The sequence below is a fragment of the Bradyrhizobium guangxiense genome, assembly GCF_004114915.1.
GTDB lineage: Bacteria > Pseudomonadota > Alphaproteobacteria > Rhizobiales > Xanthobacteraceae > Bradyrhizobium > Bradyrhizobium guangxiense.
Map to the genome: position 1 here is coordinate 437,213 of NZ_CP022220.1, position 15,349 is coordinate 452,561.

The window sequence follows — 15,349 nt, forward strand, 5'->3', positions numbered from 1 at the left end:
GTAACTCGCCGAATCCCTCCGAAACTGTTTCGACAGTTTAGCATGCGTCGCGCGAAGTTGAGCTGTGAGAACCCCCGCGGTGATGTTTTCGTCGGTCGACACGTACCAATCGACCATCCGACGCGCAATCTCGTGGGCAAAGGCTCCGCTCTCTGCTCCAGAGGTCGAACCGTCGAGCACTATGGCGAGGGCCGACGTCTGGCGTATGCCGATCCCGGCGCAATCCCGGTTGTCGGTCGTCCTCGTTCCCTGCTGGCTGTGCCATTGGATTGCAAACGCCATATCAGCCGTTGCCCAACTGGCTCAATGCAACGAATCGGTCGCGAACAATGTCAGCACGCCCCACCGGGCCGCGAATATTTCCTTCGAGGAAATGATCGAAGTCGCGATCTGCGAGCAGCGCTCCGAATTGCTCGGCAATGTATGAGCTAATGTCTGCATCGGAGGCGGCAACTTCGTCAAGCAGTTCCTCCCGCCCGTCGACGAGCAGGAGAATGTCCTCGGCGTCGCGGCTGCCGATAAGGTCCCACTACCTCTTCCGCGATAAGCCTCCAGCTTCGTTGCGATGAACAAGGGCGGCGTGAGGCGACGAATCGTAATGGCATCATCCAGGGGCGTCTCAACAGCTGTTTCGATGCCCTTTGCGTACCAACGATTGCTGAAACCGAGGATCTTCTCGTCGTCGGGCATGAAATCGACCTTGAGTTCATTAAGCTTCATCCGACAGATGACATTGTCCTCGGGTGTCTCGGAAAAACCCTGCGTTCGCAACTGATCCACCAGCTTTGCCCACTCCGGGAAGCCGACGAGATCCACGATCAGGTCGACATCATCTGTCGATCTGACTCCTTCGAGGGTGACCGGATCCGTTATGTAGAGAGCGGTTGTGCAGCCTCCGACGAAGACCAATCGCGCACGCAGCTCATCGCCGAGTGCGCCGGCGACTGTCTTCAGCATTTCCTTGAGATGCCCCTGGATGGTCACCCTAGTCTCTCCTTGAGCAAGTTGGCCGCGAGACTCGCTTCGCGCTGATTGCCGAGCCGTATTGCGTCGACGAGAGCCAGATAGGCATAGAGGCGATCATCCCTCTCGGCGGCTTTCGGCACAGTCTTGAACAGCGGCGCGACGGACTGCCCCATCTCGCGGCCGCGCGCATAAGGCCAAACATGAATCAGGCTACCCGCGCTGTAGAGTAAGTCCTTCAGGACCGGGGCGGCGAATGCCGTTGGCATGCCGCGCTGCATGGGACCCGGGCTTGCCGGAAAAACGAACTTCAGGCCGTATGTGATGAAGTCGCGCAGGTTCCTGCGATTGGGATCGGGACGGCTCGTCATCGGGCGCTTAATTGCCATACCCGATGCAAGGCTGCGCTTGATCGAGGCGGCGACTTCGGTTTTGCTGATTCCGAGGGACGTCTCGAGTCCCCGCACCGAGTATGGGTCTTCGCCATCTTGGCCAAAGGGGCCTACCCCGCCGGCGTGCTCATGATCCTGCAAGCACACGAGCTTCAGCAGGACGACAATATCCTGACTTTTCATGGGTTCCGCGCGCATGTCCTCTGTCCTAGGACTGAGGACAGTATGCGTGCAGACGGGTGTCCGTCAACTGGTCCGAGGTCTTAGGTCCTTTGACCGCTCAAAACGGGCGAGTTCCAGTCAAAGATTCCATCGCAGCTGAGTTGCTTCCGACCGAAATTTACATCATATTTCGGACACGCTCAAGGAGCCGACCCCGGACCTCCGATCGCGGCTCATTGCCCGCATCGACGCGGCACCCACAGAGGTATGGACAATTTCGCCGACTTCGGAAGCCGTGCGACCGTCGACAAGGCGTTGCAGCGCCTGGTCGTGGCTGGCGAACTACGCCGCTTCGATCGTGGCCTCTACGACCGGCCGCGAAAGAGCAATTTCACGGGCAAGCTGGGAATCCCCGACTATCGCGCCGTCATCAAGGCCGTGGCGCGCCGCGACCAAGCCCGCGTCGTGGTTGACGGGATGACTACCGCGAATGATCTCGGCTTCACCAGGGCCGTCCCATCGCGCATCGAGGTCCTGATCGACGCCCGCCTGAAGCCGATCATCCTTGGAAAGCAGGTCATCCATTTCAAGTCGGCAGCGCCCAGCCGTCTCTATTGGGCCGGACGTCCAGGCATGCGCGTCGTGCAGGCGCTCTATTGGATGCAGGACATGATGACAAGTAGGTATGATCGACAGCCAATAGTGAACCTCCTGAACAGACTGTTTGCAAATCCGCAGCATGGAAGGGTGATTCGCGACGATCTTCGCGCAGGTCTGTCAGCTATGCCGATCTGGATGCAGGATTTCCTTAGGCCCTTGCTCGAGCGTGACGACGCCATACCGGAGGATGGCTCGTGAGCAGCGCAGCTTGCAAGGAGGTCATCCGGCGAGAAGTTCGATCTTTTCTTAACGACAGCGAACCGGCCTCGTGCGCCGATCGACGCGCTCGCGCGTGACTATGCGAACATGACGCCAATGATCTTGCGGCGGGGCTTCGGTTCGAGCACATCCTGGCGTCAATGGAAGAGATCGAGCGCGCGGCGAAACAGGCTCCGATGATGGGATCAAGTCATGGATGAGCCTCCGGAGAATGTTCCGCACGACTGCCCGATCCCGCCACGATCGAGGCGGTCCTCGCCCGTCTTCCGATCGGAGCTAACGAAACGGCGCTGGCGGCCGCGCTGACAGAGACGTTTGCTGGATTCCCATTTTCGACGGCGGCCATCGATGACCAGTATTGGCGCGACAGACGCTCGGTGATCGCCGCTGACGGGACACGGATCGCAGAATACCGGTCGTGGATGGAAGCCGAGCTTGCCAAGAACAACGGCGACATCGGCGCGCTCTGGACGCGATTGCGCCAGAGCGATCTTCAGACTTCTGAATGGCGCGGTAAGACGGTCTACGCCTTCGCGCCGACTGGATCGGGCGCGGCGGACTATGTGCAAATCCGTCTCGGCCGGGAAGTCGAATCGCGTGCGGGGCCGATCGTCAATCGACGTACCGCCCTTGGGGCAAGGACGAATTACTCGATCCGTCATGGATCACGCACGAAGAGATGTCCGACAACAAGGTCATCGCGGGTCCGCTCTATCGGATGCTTGGGCGCGCGGGCAGCAGCGTCATCTACGTTCGGAGTTACCTTACGCGGTGCGCCCGACTCGAGCGCGAGAGGCGCGAGGCGCAGCGGCCGGAGATGGAACGTCGTGCGGTGCGTGAAGTGACACGGGAGGGCACAACCGAGACGCCGTTTCTTGAACTGGTGCCGGACTGGTTCGAGTTCGTACCGCGGGAGAACCGTTTCTTCCAGGACTGGGACGAATCGAGCGCCTCGGCTGAACGCGTCTACGCGCACTGGGCCCTCGATATTTGCGACTACGACCACAAAGGCACGCGCGAGGTTGGATTTGTGCCGCGTCCCCTTCATCTGCCGGACGAGAGGCTTGGCGTGGGAGGTGCGTCCGTCCATTTCTTGATGGACCGCGTGGAAGCGATCGACCGTGAAGTCGGCGTTCCATTCGGCTGGTTTTTTCTGATTACGCATGGCAATCGCGTCGAGCCGGAGGTTGGTCAAACCATCGCCAAGGGCCTCCGCGATCAGCGTGTCATCTTGCCCAATCGGGATGCTCGAGTGCTTCTGCGCTGGGCCGAACGGCCGTATGGATTCTAAGAGGACGACGGCTGCGGGAAGCTGGCTTTGCTCGACTTGTCGGGACGGATGTCCGTTGCAGGTCCTGCGATGATATCGACCGCGTCCTCGTTAGAGCGTTTCACATTTTGATTGAAGCATAACCTGAGTTTGCGAAGTAGTTGGCGCATTCGCGGGGCTGGACCTCCTGGACGAGGTGACCGATATGGCGCCAGGTGTCCTCGAGGGTGCGCTTCTGGGCTTGCCGCATCCAGTGTTTGATCTTGGAAAATGCCTGCTCGATCGGGTTGAGGTCGGGCGAGTATGGCGGCAGGTACCAGAGCCTGGCGCCAGCCGCCTTGATCATCTGTCTGACAGCGTTCGACTTGTGGCTTCCGAGATTGTCGAGAATGACGATATCGCCCTCGCGCAAGGTCGGCAGGAGCAGGTGCTTCACGTAAGCGCGGAAGCATTCGCCATTGATCGGGCCGTCGAAGACGAAGGGTGCCGTGAGTTGTCCTTGCAGTAAACGATCTGCGTCTTCGTCGGATGCATCTGAAGTCCGCACACTTCCAGCCTCGCTTGAAGCTCCGCCTTAATGGCTTCTGCTTCTTGCTCGGTCCGGCAGTGCACCAGTCCGTCATCGGCATACCGACACCAAGGAAGGTCGGGATGTGTCCGCGCCATCCAGAGATCAAACGTATAATGCAGGAACAGATTGGCCAGTATTGGGCTGATCACGCCCCTTGAGGGTTCCGCGGATCCGCTCAACGAGCTTCCCGTCCTTTTCCCTTGATGCCGTCAGCCATCTTTCGATGTAGAGCAGCGCCCATTTGCATTTCACGTGTCTCCGGACCGCCTTCAGCAAGAAGATCATGCGGGAGATTGTCAAACAGTCCTTTGATGTCGAACTCCAGGACCCAATCATATTTCCAGCACCGCTGACGCGTGACGCCCACGGCGTCCAGAGCCGATTTTCCTGGCCTGTGACCGTAAGAGTCCGGCAGGAAGATGGATTCCAGTTCCGGCTCAATCATCCGTTTGACCACCATCCGATCGCTGATAGTGGGCACACCTAAAGTCCTTTCGCCGCAGGTCTTCTTTGGAATGGAGACGGCGAGCACCGGAGGTGGAAAGTACACCCCCGACGACATCCGATTCCAGATCTTGTAGAGATTCCCTGCAAGGTCTTTCTCGAACATCTCGAAGGTCTGTCCGTCCACTCCAGCCGCTCCGCGATTGGATTTGACCGCCTTGTACGCTTCGTACACTCGCCGCTTCTCAATCGAGAACGGCTTGTTTATCGCACTGTTCGAAGTCATCCTGTTTCCAGTTGGTCCAAGAGTACGACTACCTGACCCGATCCCTTTGCTCCGTCCCCATTACAGGGCCCTCAACGCTCCTACGGATCGGTCCGCCCCAGTCTCTTGCATCGGTACTCCCGCCTCGCGGTTGGCACCGCTTGCGCTTCTCCCTTGGCATCAAGAGCCTGGTTCCTGCAGTTCCACGCGAAAGCCTGTGTCCGACTCACGCCCCCTCTACGCCGGTCGCCGCCCGCCCAGTCGTCAGGCATCTGGCGGACGTGTCCCAGGTTGACGAGACGGTCCTGGTTTTGACGACACTTGAATTAATAACGACGCGTCTCAGGAGGGTTCACTTTCGTTCGTCTTTCGGACACTCACCTGCTCGGTATATTCCGAACTTCTGATCCGACGCTCACCACCACAGCTCTTTACCGCAGCAGCTCGGATTGGTTTGAGACCCGCCCCTGAAAGCTGATCTCGGGGGCCCGCCCCCATCTTTCTCGCAGCTTCACCATCGGTCTTAGTTCATTTGAACTCCTTCCGCTGTCTGCAGCACACTCTCATCGATGAAGACGAGCCGGCCCGGATCGAGCCCGGCCTGCCAAGATCGCCAACGCAGGCGCCTACGAGAGACGTCGGCGCGAGCCTGTTCGAGGGCGAACAGTGTTCTTTTGAACCGCAGCCCCTCCCGGCGCAGGAACAGCCAGACTGCGTTGTGTGAGACCTTGACCCCACGGGCTGCCAGCTCTGCCTTCAGACCATGCAGCGTCAGGTGCGGCGTCTCGGTGATCCGCTCGACGATGAAGGCCCGGTGCGGATCAAGCACAGGCTTGCGGTGACCACCCATCTTGCCGGGGGCTACCGAGCCGGTCGCTCGATAACGCTGAGACCACTTCACGACTGACGAGACCGCAACGCCAAACCGTTCCGCCACAGATCGGCAGCTCTCACCCTTGGCAACAGCGGATACCGCGCGCTTACGCAAATCGTTGGAAATTGGTCGGACCATCAGATGCTGGCCTCCAGCCCAGCCAGCATCTTGAATCATATTCGCCCCAGATCCGGGATCCCTTCCGATTCAATAAATCTGTGAACCGCTCTAGGTCGGAGTTCGACCCGTACGGAGCCTCCGTTTCCAACATCCTCCAATGCGGCTTTCCAGACCCGCCGTATTGCCCGGCCGAGTGTGGCGGGATCAACTGGACAGTCTGTGACGAGCGGAACCATGACATTGCCGGTCACGCCGGCCGCTTCGTAGGCTTTGATGATCGCGAGGGTGGCGCGAGAGGCGGCGACCACTGACATCGCTTCGACGAGATCGAGGGGGACGATGCCGTTGGTTTTCGGTGTCCGGACGATGGGGATTGTGGCTGTTTCGATCGTCAAGTTCGCGTCCGCGCTCGATTGGTCTGCATCCTAGTATCGGTTGGCCATAGTGGTGCAACAAATCTTTGCGTGTCAACCCCCGGTAGTGATACCGCCCTGCGCAGTAGGGCCGCGTGATGCTGATCGATCGCGCAATGATGTATTGTCGTGTGGATGCGCCGTCGGCGGCTCCATCACCGGGGCACCGAAGGTGCGCTCGATGGAAATTATTGCGGAAATCGAGCGCGTGGCGCGAGAGGTATATTGCGGGGCGATCGGCTTCAACGGGCACATGGACACGAACATTGCGATCCGCACTGTCACGATCGACGACGACCTGGCCGTATTTCATGCCGGCGGTGGAATAACGGTGCTGTCGGACCCAGAGGCCGAATCGAGGAGACGCTCGCCAAGGCTCAGCGGATCTTTGATGCATTTCGTGCTGAAGCAGCTGGTGCACTTTGATTGCCATCATTGACAACTACGATTCCTTCGCCTTCAACATTGCCCGCTATTTCCGCGAGCTTGATCAAGCAACGGAGGTCGTCCGAAACGACTTGGCGAGCATCAGCGATCTTGTTGGCCTCAAGCCGCGCGCGGTCAGCCTTGTACTCAAGTTGCCGGTCCTGAATTTGGATCCGCAAGGAACATCGCCGCTGCCGGACCTTCAATTCGCTGGACTGATAAGCGTTCACAGGGTAAGTGCCGGCAAAGGGGGCAAACGTGAACGAAGACTCACCGGCACCGCGTGACATTCATCTGCTTACTACCGACACACTGCTCGCCGATTTGATCGGCGGGCGAGCCGTCGCTGTCGCCGCGGGCGACCATCTTTCGATAGACTCAGACGATGCCCGCGCGGTGTTGGATTGGTATCGCCGCAATCGGGGCAAGTGGGCCGGTAATCTTTCCGCAGGCGACGTCGAGGCAATCATCAACGTCATTGGGACGGAGCCGCCGACGCTGGAGACCGCGGCTGATGATGGTCAAGCTCGCACTGTCAAAGTGTTGCGGCTGGGAAAGGTCGTCGCACACCGGTTTGCTGGGCTGCACGTTTACGGTCGTTCCACCGCGCCTCCCGACACGTTCGTCTTCGAATCTGGCAAGACTGTCACCTAGGGCGCCGATGGTTCGGGCAAGACGTCCATCGCCAACGCCATCGTCTGGTGTTTGACCGGTCACCTCATCCGCTCCCAGCGCCCACCCGAGGAGGGACCGACCGAGTTCGTTTGCGAGGCCGCGCGCAACGACGACACGGTAACGACGCACCCGATGTCGGCAATCACGCCTATGCCACACAAAGCTAGCGATCTGCCTGCGGACGGCGAGGCGATTCCAGCCGACAGTTGGGTCGAGCTAACCTTCGTCGACGCCCACGGTGACCCGCTGCCACCCCTCCGCCACCAGGAGGGCCGCACCCCGCGCGGCAAGATCACCGAGACACCGCCCGATCTCGACGCAATCGGCATCGACCCAATTGCCTCGCGCATTGCGACGACCATGCCCGCGCTGCTGCCGTTTCTGGCGGTCGGCTCTACGTCGCAACTCGGCGAGGCAGTCGCCCGCCTGACCGGCCTCGCTGACCTCGTCGATCTCGCCAAGCATGCCGGTAAAGCGTCCGAGCGGATTGCCAAGCGCACGACCAAGGAACTCGAAGCCCAACGCATCAGTCGTAGAACGCTACCAGCAGGCTGCCGACGACCTCGCCGGCGCCGTCGCGGAATTTCCCGCCATCGCATTCGAAGGAGATGCACCTGCGGTCGATGCTGAGGATTCCAAAGGCGGAATCCAGAAGATCAATGAGCATTTCGCGGCCCTGAAGGCGACGGCACTGGCCAAGGCGCGCGAAGTATTGGGCGAACAATTCAACCCCGAGGACAAGAAGGCCCGCGACGACCTCGAGGCGAGCATTCGGCCAGCCATCGAACAGCTATCGAAGCATCTCAGCGAGTTGCCCTCCATCGCGCGGCTCTCGGCCCTGTCGGCGAGCGCCGACGAGATCGCGGTGGTCGCCAGACTGTTGGCGCAGATCGATGCCGAGGCGGCGACGCTGGCCGCGCTTGCTGCGAGCCCCGACCGCGCGCGGCGGGCGCAGCTGTACGCTAGGCTTTCCGCCTGGATGCACGAGCATGGCCATGCCGATGACGGCATGTGCCCGGTTTGCGTCGGCCCGCTCCACGGGGAATGCGATCCGGTTACTGGTAATACGGTCAGCGACCACCTAGCGGAAGCCACGCGAGACCGCGAGGTTATCGCGCGCACCGTCGCCGAATGTCGTCGCACTGGTGCAGTCGCCTCCTCCAAGATCTTCCGCCTACCCTCGCGAAGGAAACCCGCGGCGACTTGCCAGGGTCACCCATCGACTTATTGAGAGCTGGATTGATTGACGAACTGTTCGGGACGGAATCGTTCCGCGGTGCGCTATCGGCGCTTCGCGCCGATGCTTCGGCGCTCGTGGATGAGCGCCTCGCGACTTTGCCTGCCTTCGAAGAACCGGACACTCGTGTGCTGCCTGCCGTATTGGTGACTGGAACGACGGCGTTGCAGCGGATAGTCGACCGCACTGTGCGTGCGTTGGCGTTCGCCGAATGGCGCGGAGCCAACGCCGCAGCACTGAAGAGTTTCCTCCAGCCGTTCGGCGCGGCCAGGACGGTGCCGCCGACGCGAGCCGGGCGATCGGCCGCCGATTGTCATCGCTGCTCGCGATCGTTGAGGGCGTCGCGCCGCTTAATACCGCGATCGAATATGTTCGCCGGATAGAAGCCGCCCGCGTGGAACATGCATCGAAGCAGGCGCGTATGGACGCCTGCTGCAGGGCCGTATCCGCGCTTGATCTGCTTGTGCCACTCGCCGAGCTCGCCCAGTCTCAGGTTGAGGCGCTACGGGCGAAGCTGCACAACCGGTCGGAGCACTGGCGGCGCGCGATCTACCGCAACGCGACCGGCTTTGCTCCCGACCTTACCGGAACTGGTATGGACGCACGGGGCGTACTTGAGCTCAAGGTCGGCCGCGAGGGCGTGACCGCACCTGCCCAGCATGTCTCCAACGCTTCTGCGCTGCGCGGCGCGCTGCTCGGCTTCTTTCTCGCCTTCCGCGAGCACGTCCTCACAACCCGCGGCGGTCTGTCATTGCTGGTGCTCGACGACCCGCAGAATGCTCGACAACGACAATCGCGAGCGCCTCGCGCGAGGTTTGGCTGGGCTCGCCGAGGCGGGCGCTCAGCTTCTAGTGACCACCCACGATCGCAAGTTCGCCCGCTCGCTCGTTGCCGAGAATCGTGCCGCCGACCGCGTTGAGCATCTATCTGTCCACCCGGTGAACGCGGTGCGGCCGACTCTCATCGTCTCGCCAGCGATCGAGGAGATCGATCGCGGGCGCCACGCGTTTCATATGAACTCCGATTCCGCTTCTGACGCACAGAACTATGCGGCCTGCGCGTCTTCCTCGAATCGCGGCTCGGTGATCTATTCGATGATGTTGCTCATCCCGCGTATGCCACATCGACGAAGCCGCTGACGCTCATCCCTCTGATGGACAAGCTGCGCGGGCTCGTCTCGATCGGGACAGGCGAACTGTTTGCCAATCCGGTCGTCAAGCGGTTCGCGGAGGATACCGCCCTCGCCGAAGGGGCGGAGCCGCGGCGTGTCCTCAACACGTCGCACCACGACAAGGCGTCGATCAGCTACATGGACGTAAAGGCTGTCGAAGCCGACTTCGCGCGGCTGCGGACCAGCATCGAAAAGGTCCACGAACAATTTCGCTTGTACCGGTGGCGGGAGCCACTCGCGCCTTCCGAGAGCAGAACGGACGTCGCGCCCTTGCGGCCGATCATCCGCCCCACCTTTTCCGTTCCGCTCTGCCCAGAAATCGCCGCGTTCGTCGGCGAATTGCCCGTGGGCGGGACGCAAGATGTTGCTGTCGAACGGCTTAGTGGCGAATGGTTCGAGGGCAAAGCGCTCTTCTACGTCCGCGGCGACACGTTGGGCTTTGCTATCCCCGGCGGCGCGGTCGCGATCGTCGAGGTTGAACCTTATCCTGGCCGCGACCAACATCTTGTGATTGCTCAGTATCGCAATCGAGTGCTGGCACGACGGCTGGTGACGTCACGTGGCGCAATCGGTGTCTCGCTAGCTGCGCAGATGCCCGACCCGCGGACCTCGCGCCCGACACTGACGTTCGACGAGAGCAAGCTGCGCGTGCACCGCATTGTCGGCGCAATCTTCACCGATATGCCGCCGCCGCCTGGAAGTGGCGAGGCAACGCCTGTCGATATGGTGCCGGAGCTTGCGCACGTCGTCGTCGCTTACCGCGTCAGAGAGGACAGCGCCGTTCCACTCGCGCTTCCCGGTCAGATCATTTTGGGCGGCGCCGAGCTAACAATTGGCTATCTCGATCGATGGGAGAACACACTTGTCGCAGTAACGCTCGATGATGGTACGAGCATTCTCAAGCGGGTCGGTGCCCGTCTGCCCGGTAAGTTGGCTCACCTCCGCCAATTCGAGACGATCGGCGGCCTCGGTTCGTCGATTGTCCTCGCGACCGAGGCGACCGATATCTTCGGCGTGATACCGACCTTGGTCACTGCGCGAGGAGTCGTTGGCGTGCTGTATGATTGCGCGTGATCAGGCGACGGAGTCGTTCGGATCGTTCGCAGGTACACCGAACGCCCGTTTTCTAACAGAGAGTGCAGATAGTCGCCTCACTGCTATCGGCCAGTCTTTGCAGTTCCCGAAATTGAAGTCGCCCGCAATCTCATCCAATTTCAACCTCGCCCATCGAGATCCTAAAGAAGATCAACGCCGCTGCGGTGCTTTGTCGGCGATGCGATTACCATCGGCAAGGCCCCTGCATAGCCGATGGCGGCTTGAGGAATAGCCTCGGCAGCGCGCTCCGCGTGCTGGCTCACCGGCCGGGCTCGTGAACGAGCCCACCCGCCGTCCGGCTTCGATCCCTCGCGCTGATGCCGTCTACCCGTCAGGCCACGTTCTTTATCGGAACCCCGCGGGGTTCGAGAACCGCGGTCGCCACATGCCCGTCGAAAGCTGTGCGGGCAACGCCGACCAGATGCTGATGATGAGTGAAGAAGAGCACTTGCGTCTTTTCCGCCAGCTGTTGCAGGACTTTGAAACCAGCCGCAGCCCGCGCATCGTCATAATTGATGAAAAGATCATCGGCGATAAATGGCGCTGGCGCGGAATGCGTAAGATACTCTTCTACGGCAGCGATGCGTAAGGCCATCAACAACTGATCGGCCGCGCCTTCGCTCAGTCCTGATACTGGGACGGCGCCTCCATCCCCGCGCAGACCCGCTAGGTGCGGAACATCCTTCTCATCGTATGCGAGCGTAAGCCGTTCGAAGGAACCGGCGGTCAGGATCGAGAACAATTCCCCGGCTCGCTTGAGCAGCGGCGCCTGCTTTTCACGCCGGAACCGCTCGATCGCCCATCTGAGGATCACCGACGCCGAACGAACGCGCGCATATTGCGCGGCAGCGTCGCCGCCGACGGCCTCGAATACGCGCTCGGTATCTTTACTGTGCTGGATATTGGTCAGTTGCCGCTCCCGGACCTCTTCGAGCGATTTCTTCAAAGTCTGTTCCCGCGCCGCAGCCTGGTCGGGATCGTTGCTGTGGCACTCCTCGGCGAGAACCACTAGGCCAAGACCGTCACCATCGGCTTCGAGCGTCGCGCAACCGCGCCCGTTCATCCTTGAGCGCGCGTTGTTGGTCAGACCGCTGAATAGCTTCGCGCAACGCGTCGATCGTTCCAGCGCCGGCCGCCCGTTGGAGCCCTGTCATAATGACCCGCGCGTCATTTCTCGACCTGTCGCAGTCGTCCAGCTTCTTCTGAAGATTTTCAACCGCTTCACTCTTCTCGTTAAGTGAGTCACGCGCCTGCTTCGACGCATTCAATCGTGCATGAAGCTTGAGGGCGGCCTCGTCTGCGTCCTCACCCGCCAGCTGCACCGACACCGATGCAACGAGCCTTTCGACCTCCGTTGCAAACGCCTTGATGTCGCGCTCGATCTTTCCGATTCGCTCGTGCTGCAAGTCCGCAATCTTAACTGACGTCTCGCGCATCTGGTCGATCGCGTCGATTTGCTCCTGAATGGTCTCAATGGGACCTTCAGCCGAAAGACTGAGCGCCGCCAAGGCGTCCTTCCACTGCGCATTCCAGGCGGCGCGTTCTTTCTCGGCGCCCTCGACCACACCGCGCTTGCGCTCGACGTCGGCCTTGAGCTTCCGCTCATCGAGCGCAAGCTCGGTCCGCTTTTGCGCATTCGCCTCTTCCGTGCGGATGCGCACTTCCGCCGTCGCCAAAATGCCGTTCAGGGGCAGGCTGCCTGCCGAGGCCGCAATCGCCGTATCCTGCAGCAAGCCCACTAGCTGTCGCTTGGCTTCTGCGATTTCGTGTTGCAGCGACGTTGCCGAGCGAGCTGCGCCGTCGCGCTTGGCGATCTGATCCAGCAGATCGGCCCTCGCGTCGAGCCAGTCGAGCATCTCGTCAGGGGGCAACGGGCCATCCGTGACACCGTTCCACATGCCGGCCCAGGCATGGCCAAGGCGCTCCGCTCTGCAGCTAACGAGGCAAGTTCTTGCTTGTTGGAGTCGAGAGCGTCTTGCTGGTCGGCGATCTGCCGAGCCAGCACCATGGCCGCAGCCGTCGACTCTGCGTTCTGAAACCGCTGATCCGCCGCCGCATCGGCATGGCCGACAGCCGTTTCATAGGCGTGGAGCAGCGCGTCGCCATCTGCGAAGGCGCGCTCTTCCGATTCCGGCACTGCGATATTGTCGACATGCCGACGCCTGATGATAGGCCATCCTGCGTCCCGGCGTTCCCGCAGCTTCGTCAAATCCTCGGCCGACACGATCTTTTCATCGGATACCAACCGCGCGTAGGACTTTCGATTGTTCTCGACAGCCCGAGTCGGATCGCGGATAGCCGCTTGCTGGCTTTGAGTACGGCCTTCAAGATCGCGCACCGCGTCGCGATGTGCCTTCACTGCGGCTTCGACCAGGATTTTCATGGCGCGCAAACTCGTCTCGTCAACGACCGCGGGATTCATCATCGCCATTTGCTGCCGACATAGTTCATCCGCGTCCCGATACTCTCGCTGGGTAGCCAGGAGAGGAGCGTCAAGATCGCCCAAGGCGGAAGTGGATTTGACCACGCCCGCCAAGCCCGACAGATCCTGGGGGGTCCCGATCGCCTCAATGCGAGCCTGGAGATTGGCCAGCTTTTCGCCCGCGTCTTCAAGGGTCTTCTGGGCATTCTCGACGGCCGCAAAGCGGCCGCCGCGAGAGGTCAGCAAGCCTTGCACGGCCGAAGCTTTGGCACGCGGCGGGATTCTATCAACCAGCTCGGCGGTCTCACCCGTCCAAGCCAGTTCGGACGCGGCCCACTTGAGAGCGTCTTCCGCCGCTGCGAGCTCCGCCCGCCGCTTTGGCAATCAGCTCTTCCCGAAGCGAGCTGGATTCTGAGCTTGGACAGGCGTTCGATCTCCGCCTCATGGAGCAGAACGTTATCGTCTATCGCGATCGCGGCGCGCTCAGCGCTGAACGTTGCTATCTGTTTCTGAAAGGCTGTGATGCGCGCCTCCGCGGCGGCGTTATCGGCCGACGCCTTGTCGAATTGCTTCGCGGCATCAGCGGGCAGATCGGCAACGACGCCGAGGGCCGTTATCTCGTATTCGATTTCGCCGAGACGCCGTACGTTGCGATAAACGCGCCGGACGCGCACGATTTTGGCGAGCTCGGCGACTTGCTCTTCGATCTCTTTCTCGATCTGGACACAGCGTCGCGCGCCTCTTCATAGGCGGATTTCAGCTCCTGCCATTTGGTCGCGGTGACCGTGTGTTGGCGCAACGTCGCTTCGGCCTCTTTGAGACGTTCCTCCGCCTGGTAATATTTCCGGTGCCCCGCCCTGCGGCTGCCCCACAGCCCGTCCGCTTCTTCCTGCATCGCCGCCAGTCGATCGCGAAGACCGGAGACGCCCGCCCCCGCGGCGAACAAGGTCGCGCCGACATCGTCCTTGGCCTGGATGATGTCCCGGCCGCCATCGCGCAGGCGCTCATGGGCGAGACAGAACATCCGGCAGAAGAATGCGCGATCTATCCCGCCGACCAACGGTCCAAGCAGCCCGTCGCCCGCAGGAAGAGGCAGCTCGTCAAGGCCGAGCAGCGTGTCCTTGTTGCCCTTGCGCCGCCGGATCGATAGCTCCGTTCCCTCACGTTCCAACGTCGCGCCGATGCGCAACGCCGCGTTCTCATGAAGAACGTTTCTTGCAGACTGACCCGGAATCCCGAACAGCAGCTCTTCAATCGCCGACATCGTCGTCGACTTGCCGGCCTCGTTCTCGCCATACACGATATGAAAATCGGGCCCTTCAGACGGAATATGAAGCGAGGCTTCGGTGAAGTGTCCGTACCGGATCAGGTCAAGGGAACGGACACGCATGGATCACCGCCTCTCTCGCAGCCAAGCGCGCGCTCAGATATGCGCCTGCCTGCTCAATCACCGCGCCAAAGTCTTTGTTGATCGCCGCCTCCAGAAGCGGATCGTCGATATCCAGCGCGGCATCATGCGGAAGCCTGCGGACGAGATCGCCCAGATCGCTCGCGATCTCCGCCTGCAAGTCAGCGTCGTCCGCAGCATGAGCCAGCAGGACAGGGAGATCGTTGATCGCGCTCCCATCCGACAGAATGCAGACCGCCGATGCCGATCTGGTCACATTGATAACGCGTTCGATCCAGGCGACCTCTTCACCGAGCGCGAGGGCTGCGGCGCGCGCTTCCGCCAGCAATTGCAGCCCGGAGGCCAGCAACTCGCCATGGAGAGCGGTCGCGCCGCTCAGCTGGATGCGGCAGGCCAGCAACCGGCCCTCTGCGTTTCTGGTGGCCTCGCCGATGATGCTCTTGATTTGATCGATGACGTCCCCAAATCGTGCGCGTTCGCCAACCGGCACGTCGAGATATATCCATCGCACGACGTCGGTATGCAATGGCTCAATGCCTTGCAGCGCGCCGTCCCTCACCGT

General features: G+C 61.2%; 15 protein-coding genes and 6 pseudogenes. 10 read left to right on the plus strand and 11 right to left on the minus strand.

Going from position 1 to position 15,349, the window contains the following annotated elements:
• Nucleotides 1–303: 303 nt before the first annotated feature.
• Both X268_RS36580 and X268_RS36585 read right to left on the minus strand, forming a co-directional pair.
• Complete coding sequence (locus tag X268_RS36580; RefSeq protein ID WP_308421722.1) at nt 304–984, minus strand: hypothetical protein; 681 nt, start codon at nt 982–984, stop codon at nt 304–306.
• Nucleotides 981–1,538, minus strand: coding sequence for a hypothetical protein (locus X268_RS36585; protein ID WP_128930177.1), 558 nt, complete (start codon nt 1,536–1,538; stop codon nt 981–983). The genes X268_RS36580 and X268_RS36585 overlap by 4 nt, the downstream gene beginning before the upstream one ends.
• Before the next feature lie 166 nt (nt 1,539–1,704).
• Between X268_RS36585 and X268_RS36590 the strand changes: the two are divergent.
• Nucleotides 1,705–2,375 (plus strand): annotated as a pseudogene (locus X268_RS36590) (DUF6088 family protein).
• A 245-nt stretch (nt 2,376–2,620) separates the two neighbouring features.
• Nucleotides 2,621–3,687 (plus strand): annotated as a pseudogene (locus X268_RS36595) (hypothetical protein).
• Nucleotides 3,688–3,787: 100 nt separating this feature from the next.
• Here the strand turns inward: X268_RS36595 and X268_RS36600 are convergent.
• The 4 genes and pseudogenes from X268_RS36600 to X268_RS36620 form a co-directional block, all read right to left on the minus strand.
• Nucleotides 3,788–4,162 (minus strand): annotated as a pseudogene (locus tag X268_RS36600) (IS630 family transposase); the annotation flags it as partial.
• Nucleotides 4,153–4,967: pseudogene (ltrA, locus tag X268_RS36605) on the minus strand (group II intron reverse transcriptase/maturase); the annotation flags it as partial. The pseudogenes ltrA and X268_RS36600, both read right to left, overlap by 10 nt.
• A 526-nt stretch (nt 4,968–5,493) precedes the next feature.
• Nucleotides 5,494–5,958: pseudogene (locus tag X268_RS36615) on the minus strand (helix-turn-helix domain-containing protein); the annotation flags it as partial.
• A 35-nt stretch (nt 5,959–5,993) separates the two neighbouring features.
• Nucleotides 5,994–6,335 carry a hypothetical protein gene (locus tag X268_RS36620; protein ID WP_128929782.1) on the minus strand — a complete coding sequence of 114 codons (342 nt, stop codon included), beginning with the start codon at nt 6,333–6,335 and terminating at the stop codon, nt 5,994–5,996.
• Nucleotides 6,336–6,489: 154 nt separating this feature from the next.
• Between X268_RS36620 and X268_RS36625 the strand changes: the two are divergent.
• The 3 genes and pseudogenes from X268_RS36625 to X268_RS40290 form a co-directional block, all read left to right on the plus strand.
• A pseudogene (locus X268_RS36625) lies at nt 6,490–6,779 on the plus strand (chorismate-binding protein); the annotation flags it as partial.
• On the plus strand, nt 6,776–7,066 hold the full coding sequence (locus X268_RS40775; protein WP_347339917.1) for a type 1 glutamine amidotransferase family protein: 291 nt from the start codon (nt 6,776–6,778) through the stop codon (nt 7,064–7,066). The pseudogene X268_RS36625 and the gene X268_RS40775, both read left to right, overlap by 4 nt.
• A complete protein-coding gene (locus X268_RS40290) occupies nt 7,038–7,433 on the plus strand; it encodes a hypothetical protein (protein WP_245478035.1) in 396 nt (131 codons plus the stop codon). Before X268_RS40775 ends, X268_RS40290 begins: the two co-directional genes overlap by 29 nt.
• 237 nt (nt 7,434–7,670) lie before the next feature.
• On the opposite strand, the gene X268_RS40295 is transcribed toward X268_RS40290, so the two are convergent.
• Entirely contained in the window at nt 7,671–7,919 is a 249-nt protein-coding gene (locus tag X268_RS40295; RefSeq protein WP_206733545.1) for a hypothetical protein, read from the minus strand.
• Between X268_RS40295 and X268_RS40300 the strand changes: the two genes are divergently transcribed.
• The 4 genes from X268_RS40300 to X268_RS40315 all read left to right on the plus strand — a co-directional run bounded on the left by X268_RS40300 (nt 7,918) and on the right by X268_RS40315 (nt 10,936).
• Nucleotides 7,918–8,685: a hypothetical protein gene (locus tag X268_RS40300; protein WP_206733544.1), complete on the plus strand. Its 768-nt coding sequence runs from the start codon at nt 7,918–7,920 to the stop codon at nt 8,683–8,685. The genes X268_RS40295 and X268_RS40300 overlap by 2 nt on opposite strands.
• A gap of 8 nt (nt 8,686–8,693) precedes the next feature.
• Nucleotides 8,694–9,074 carry a hypothetical protein gene (locus tag X268_RS40305; protein WP_206733201.1) on the plus strand — a complete coding sequence of 127 codons (381 nt, stop codon included), beginning with the start codon at nt 8,694–8,696 and terminating at the stop codon, nt 9,072–9,074.
• A gap of 393 nt (nt 9,075–9,467) precedes the next feature.
• On the plus strand, nt 9,468–9,830 hold the full coding sequence (locus tag X268_RS40310; protein WP_206733200.1) for an ATP-binding cassette domain-containing protein: 363 nt from the start codon (nt 9,468–9,470) through the stop codon (nt 9,828–9,830).
• Between the two features lie 14 nt (nt 9,831–9,844).
• A complete protein-coding gene (locus X268_RS40315) occupies nt 9,845–10,936 on the plus strand; it encodes a hypothetical protein (RefSeq protein ID WP_206733199.1) in 1,092 nt (363 codons plus the stop codon).
• A 352-nt stretch (nt 10,937–11,288) separates the two neighbouring features.
• Here the strand turns inward: X268_RS40315 and X268_RS36640 are convergent, their stop codons facing one another.
• Both X268_RS36640 and X268_RS39760 read right to left on the minus strand, forming a co-directional pair.
• Nucleotides 11,289–12,020: an ATP-binding protein gene (locus X268_RS36640; RefSeq protein ID WP_128929783.1), complete on the minus strand. Its 732-nt coding sequence runs from the start codon at nt 12,018–12,020 to the stop codon at nt 11,289–11,291.
• A complete protein-coding gene (locus tag X268_RS39760; protein WP_128958633.1) occupies nt 11,980–12,828 on the minus strand; it encodes a coiled-coil domain-containing protein in 849 nt (282 codons plus the stop codon). The genes X268_RS36640 and X268_RS39760 overlap by 41 nt, the downstream gene beginning before the upstream one ends.
• 104 nt (nt 12,829–12,932) lie before the next feature.
• Here X268_RS39760 and X268_RS39765 point away from each other — a divergent pair, with 104 nt between their 5' ends.
• Nucleotides 12,933–13,403, plus strand: coding sequence for a hypothetical protein (locus X268_RS39765; protein WP_128958632.1), 471 nt, complete (start codon nt 12,933–12,935; stop codon nt 13,401–13,403).
• 589 nt (nt 13,404–13,992) lie between these two features.
• Here the strand turns inward: X268_RS39765 and X268_RS36650 are convergent.
• Together X268_RS36650 and X268_RS39815 are read right to left on the minus strand one after the other, a co-directional pair.
• Entirely contained in the window at nt 13,993–14,769 is a 777-nt protein-coding gene (locus tag X268_RS36650) for an ATP-binding protein (RefSeq protein ID WP_128929785.1), read from the minus strand.
• Nucleotides 14,750–15,346 carry a hypothetical protein gene (locus X268_RS39815; RefSeq protein WP_488230385.1) on the minus strand — a complete coding sequence of 199 codons (597 nt, stop codon included), beginning with the start codon at nt 15,344–15,346 and terminating at the stop codon, nt 14,750–14,752. Before X268_RS39815 ends, X268_RS36650 begins: the two co-directional genes overlap by 20 nt.
• Nucleotides 15,347–15,349 lie beyond the last annotated feature (3 nt).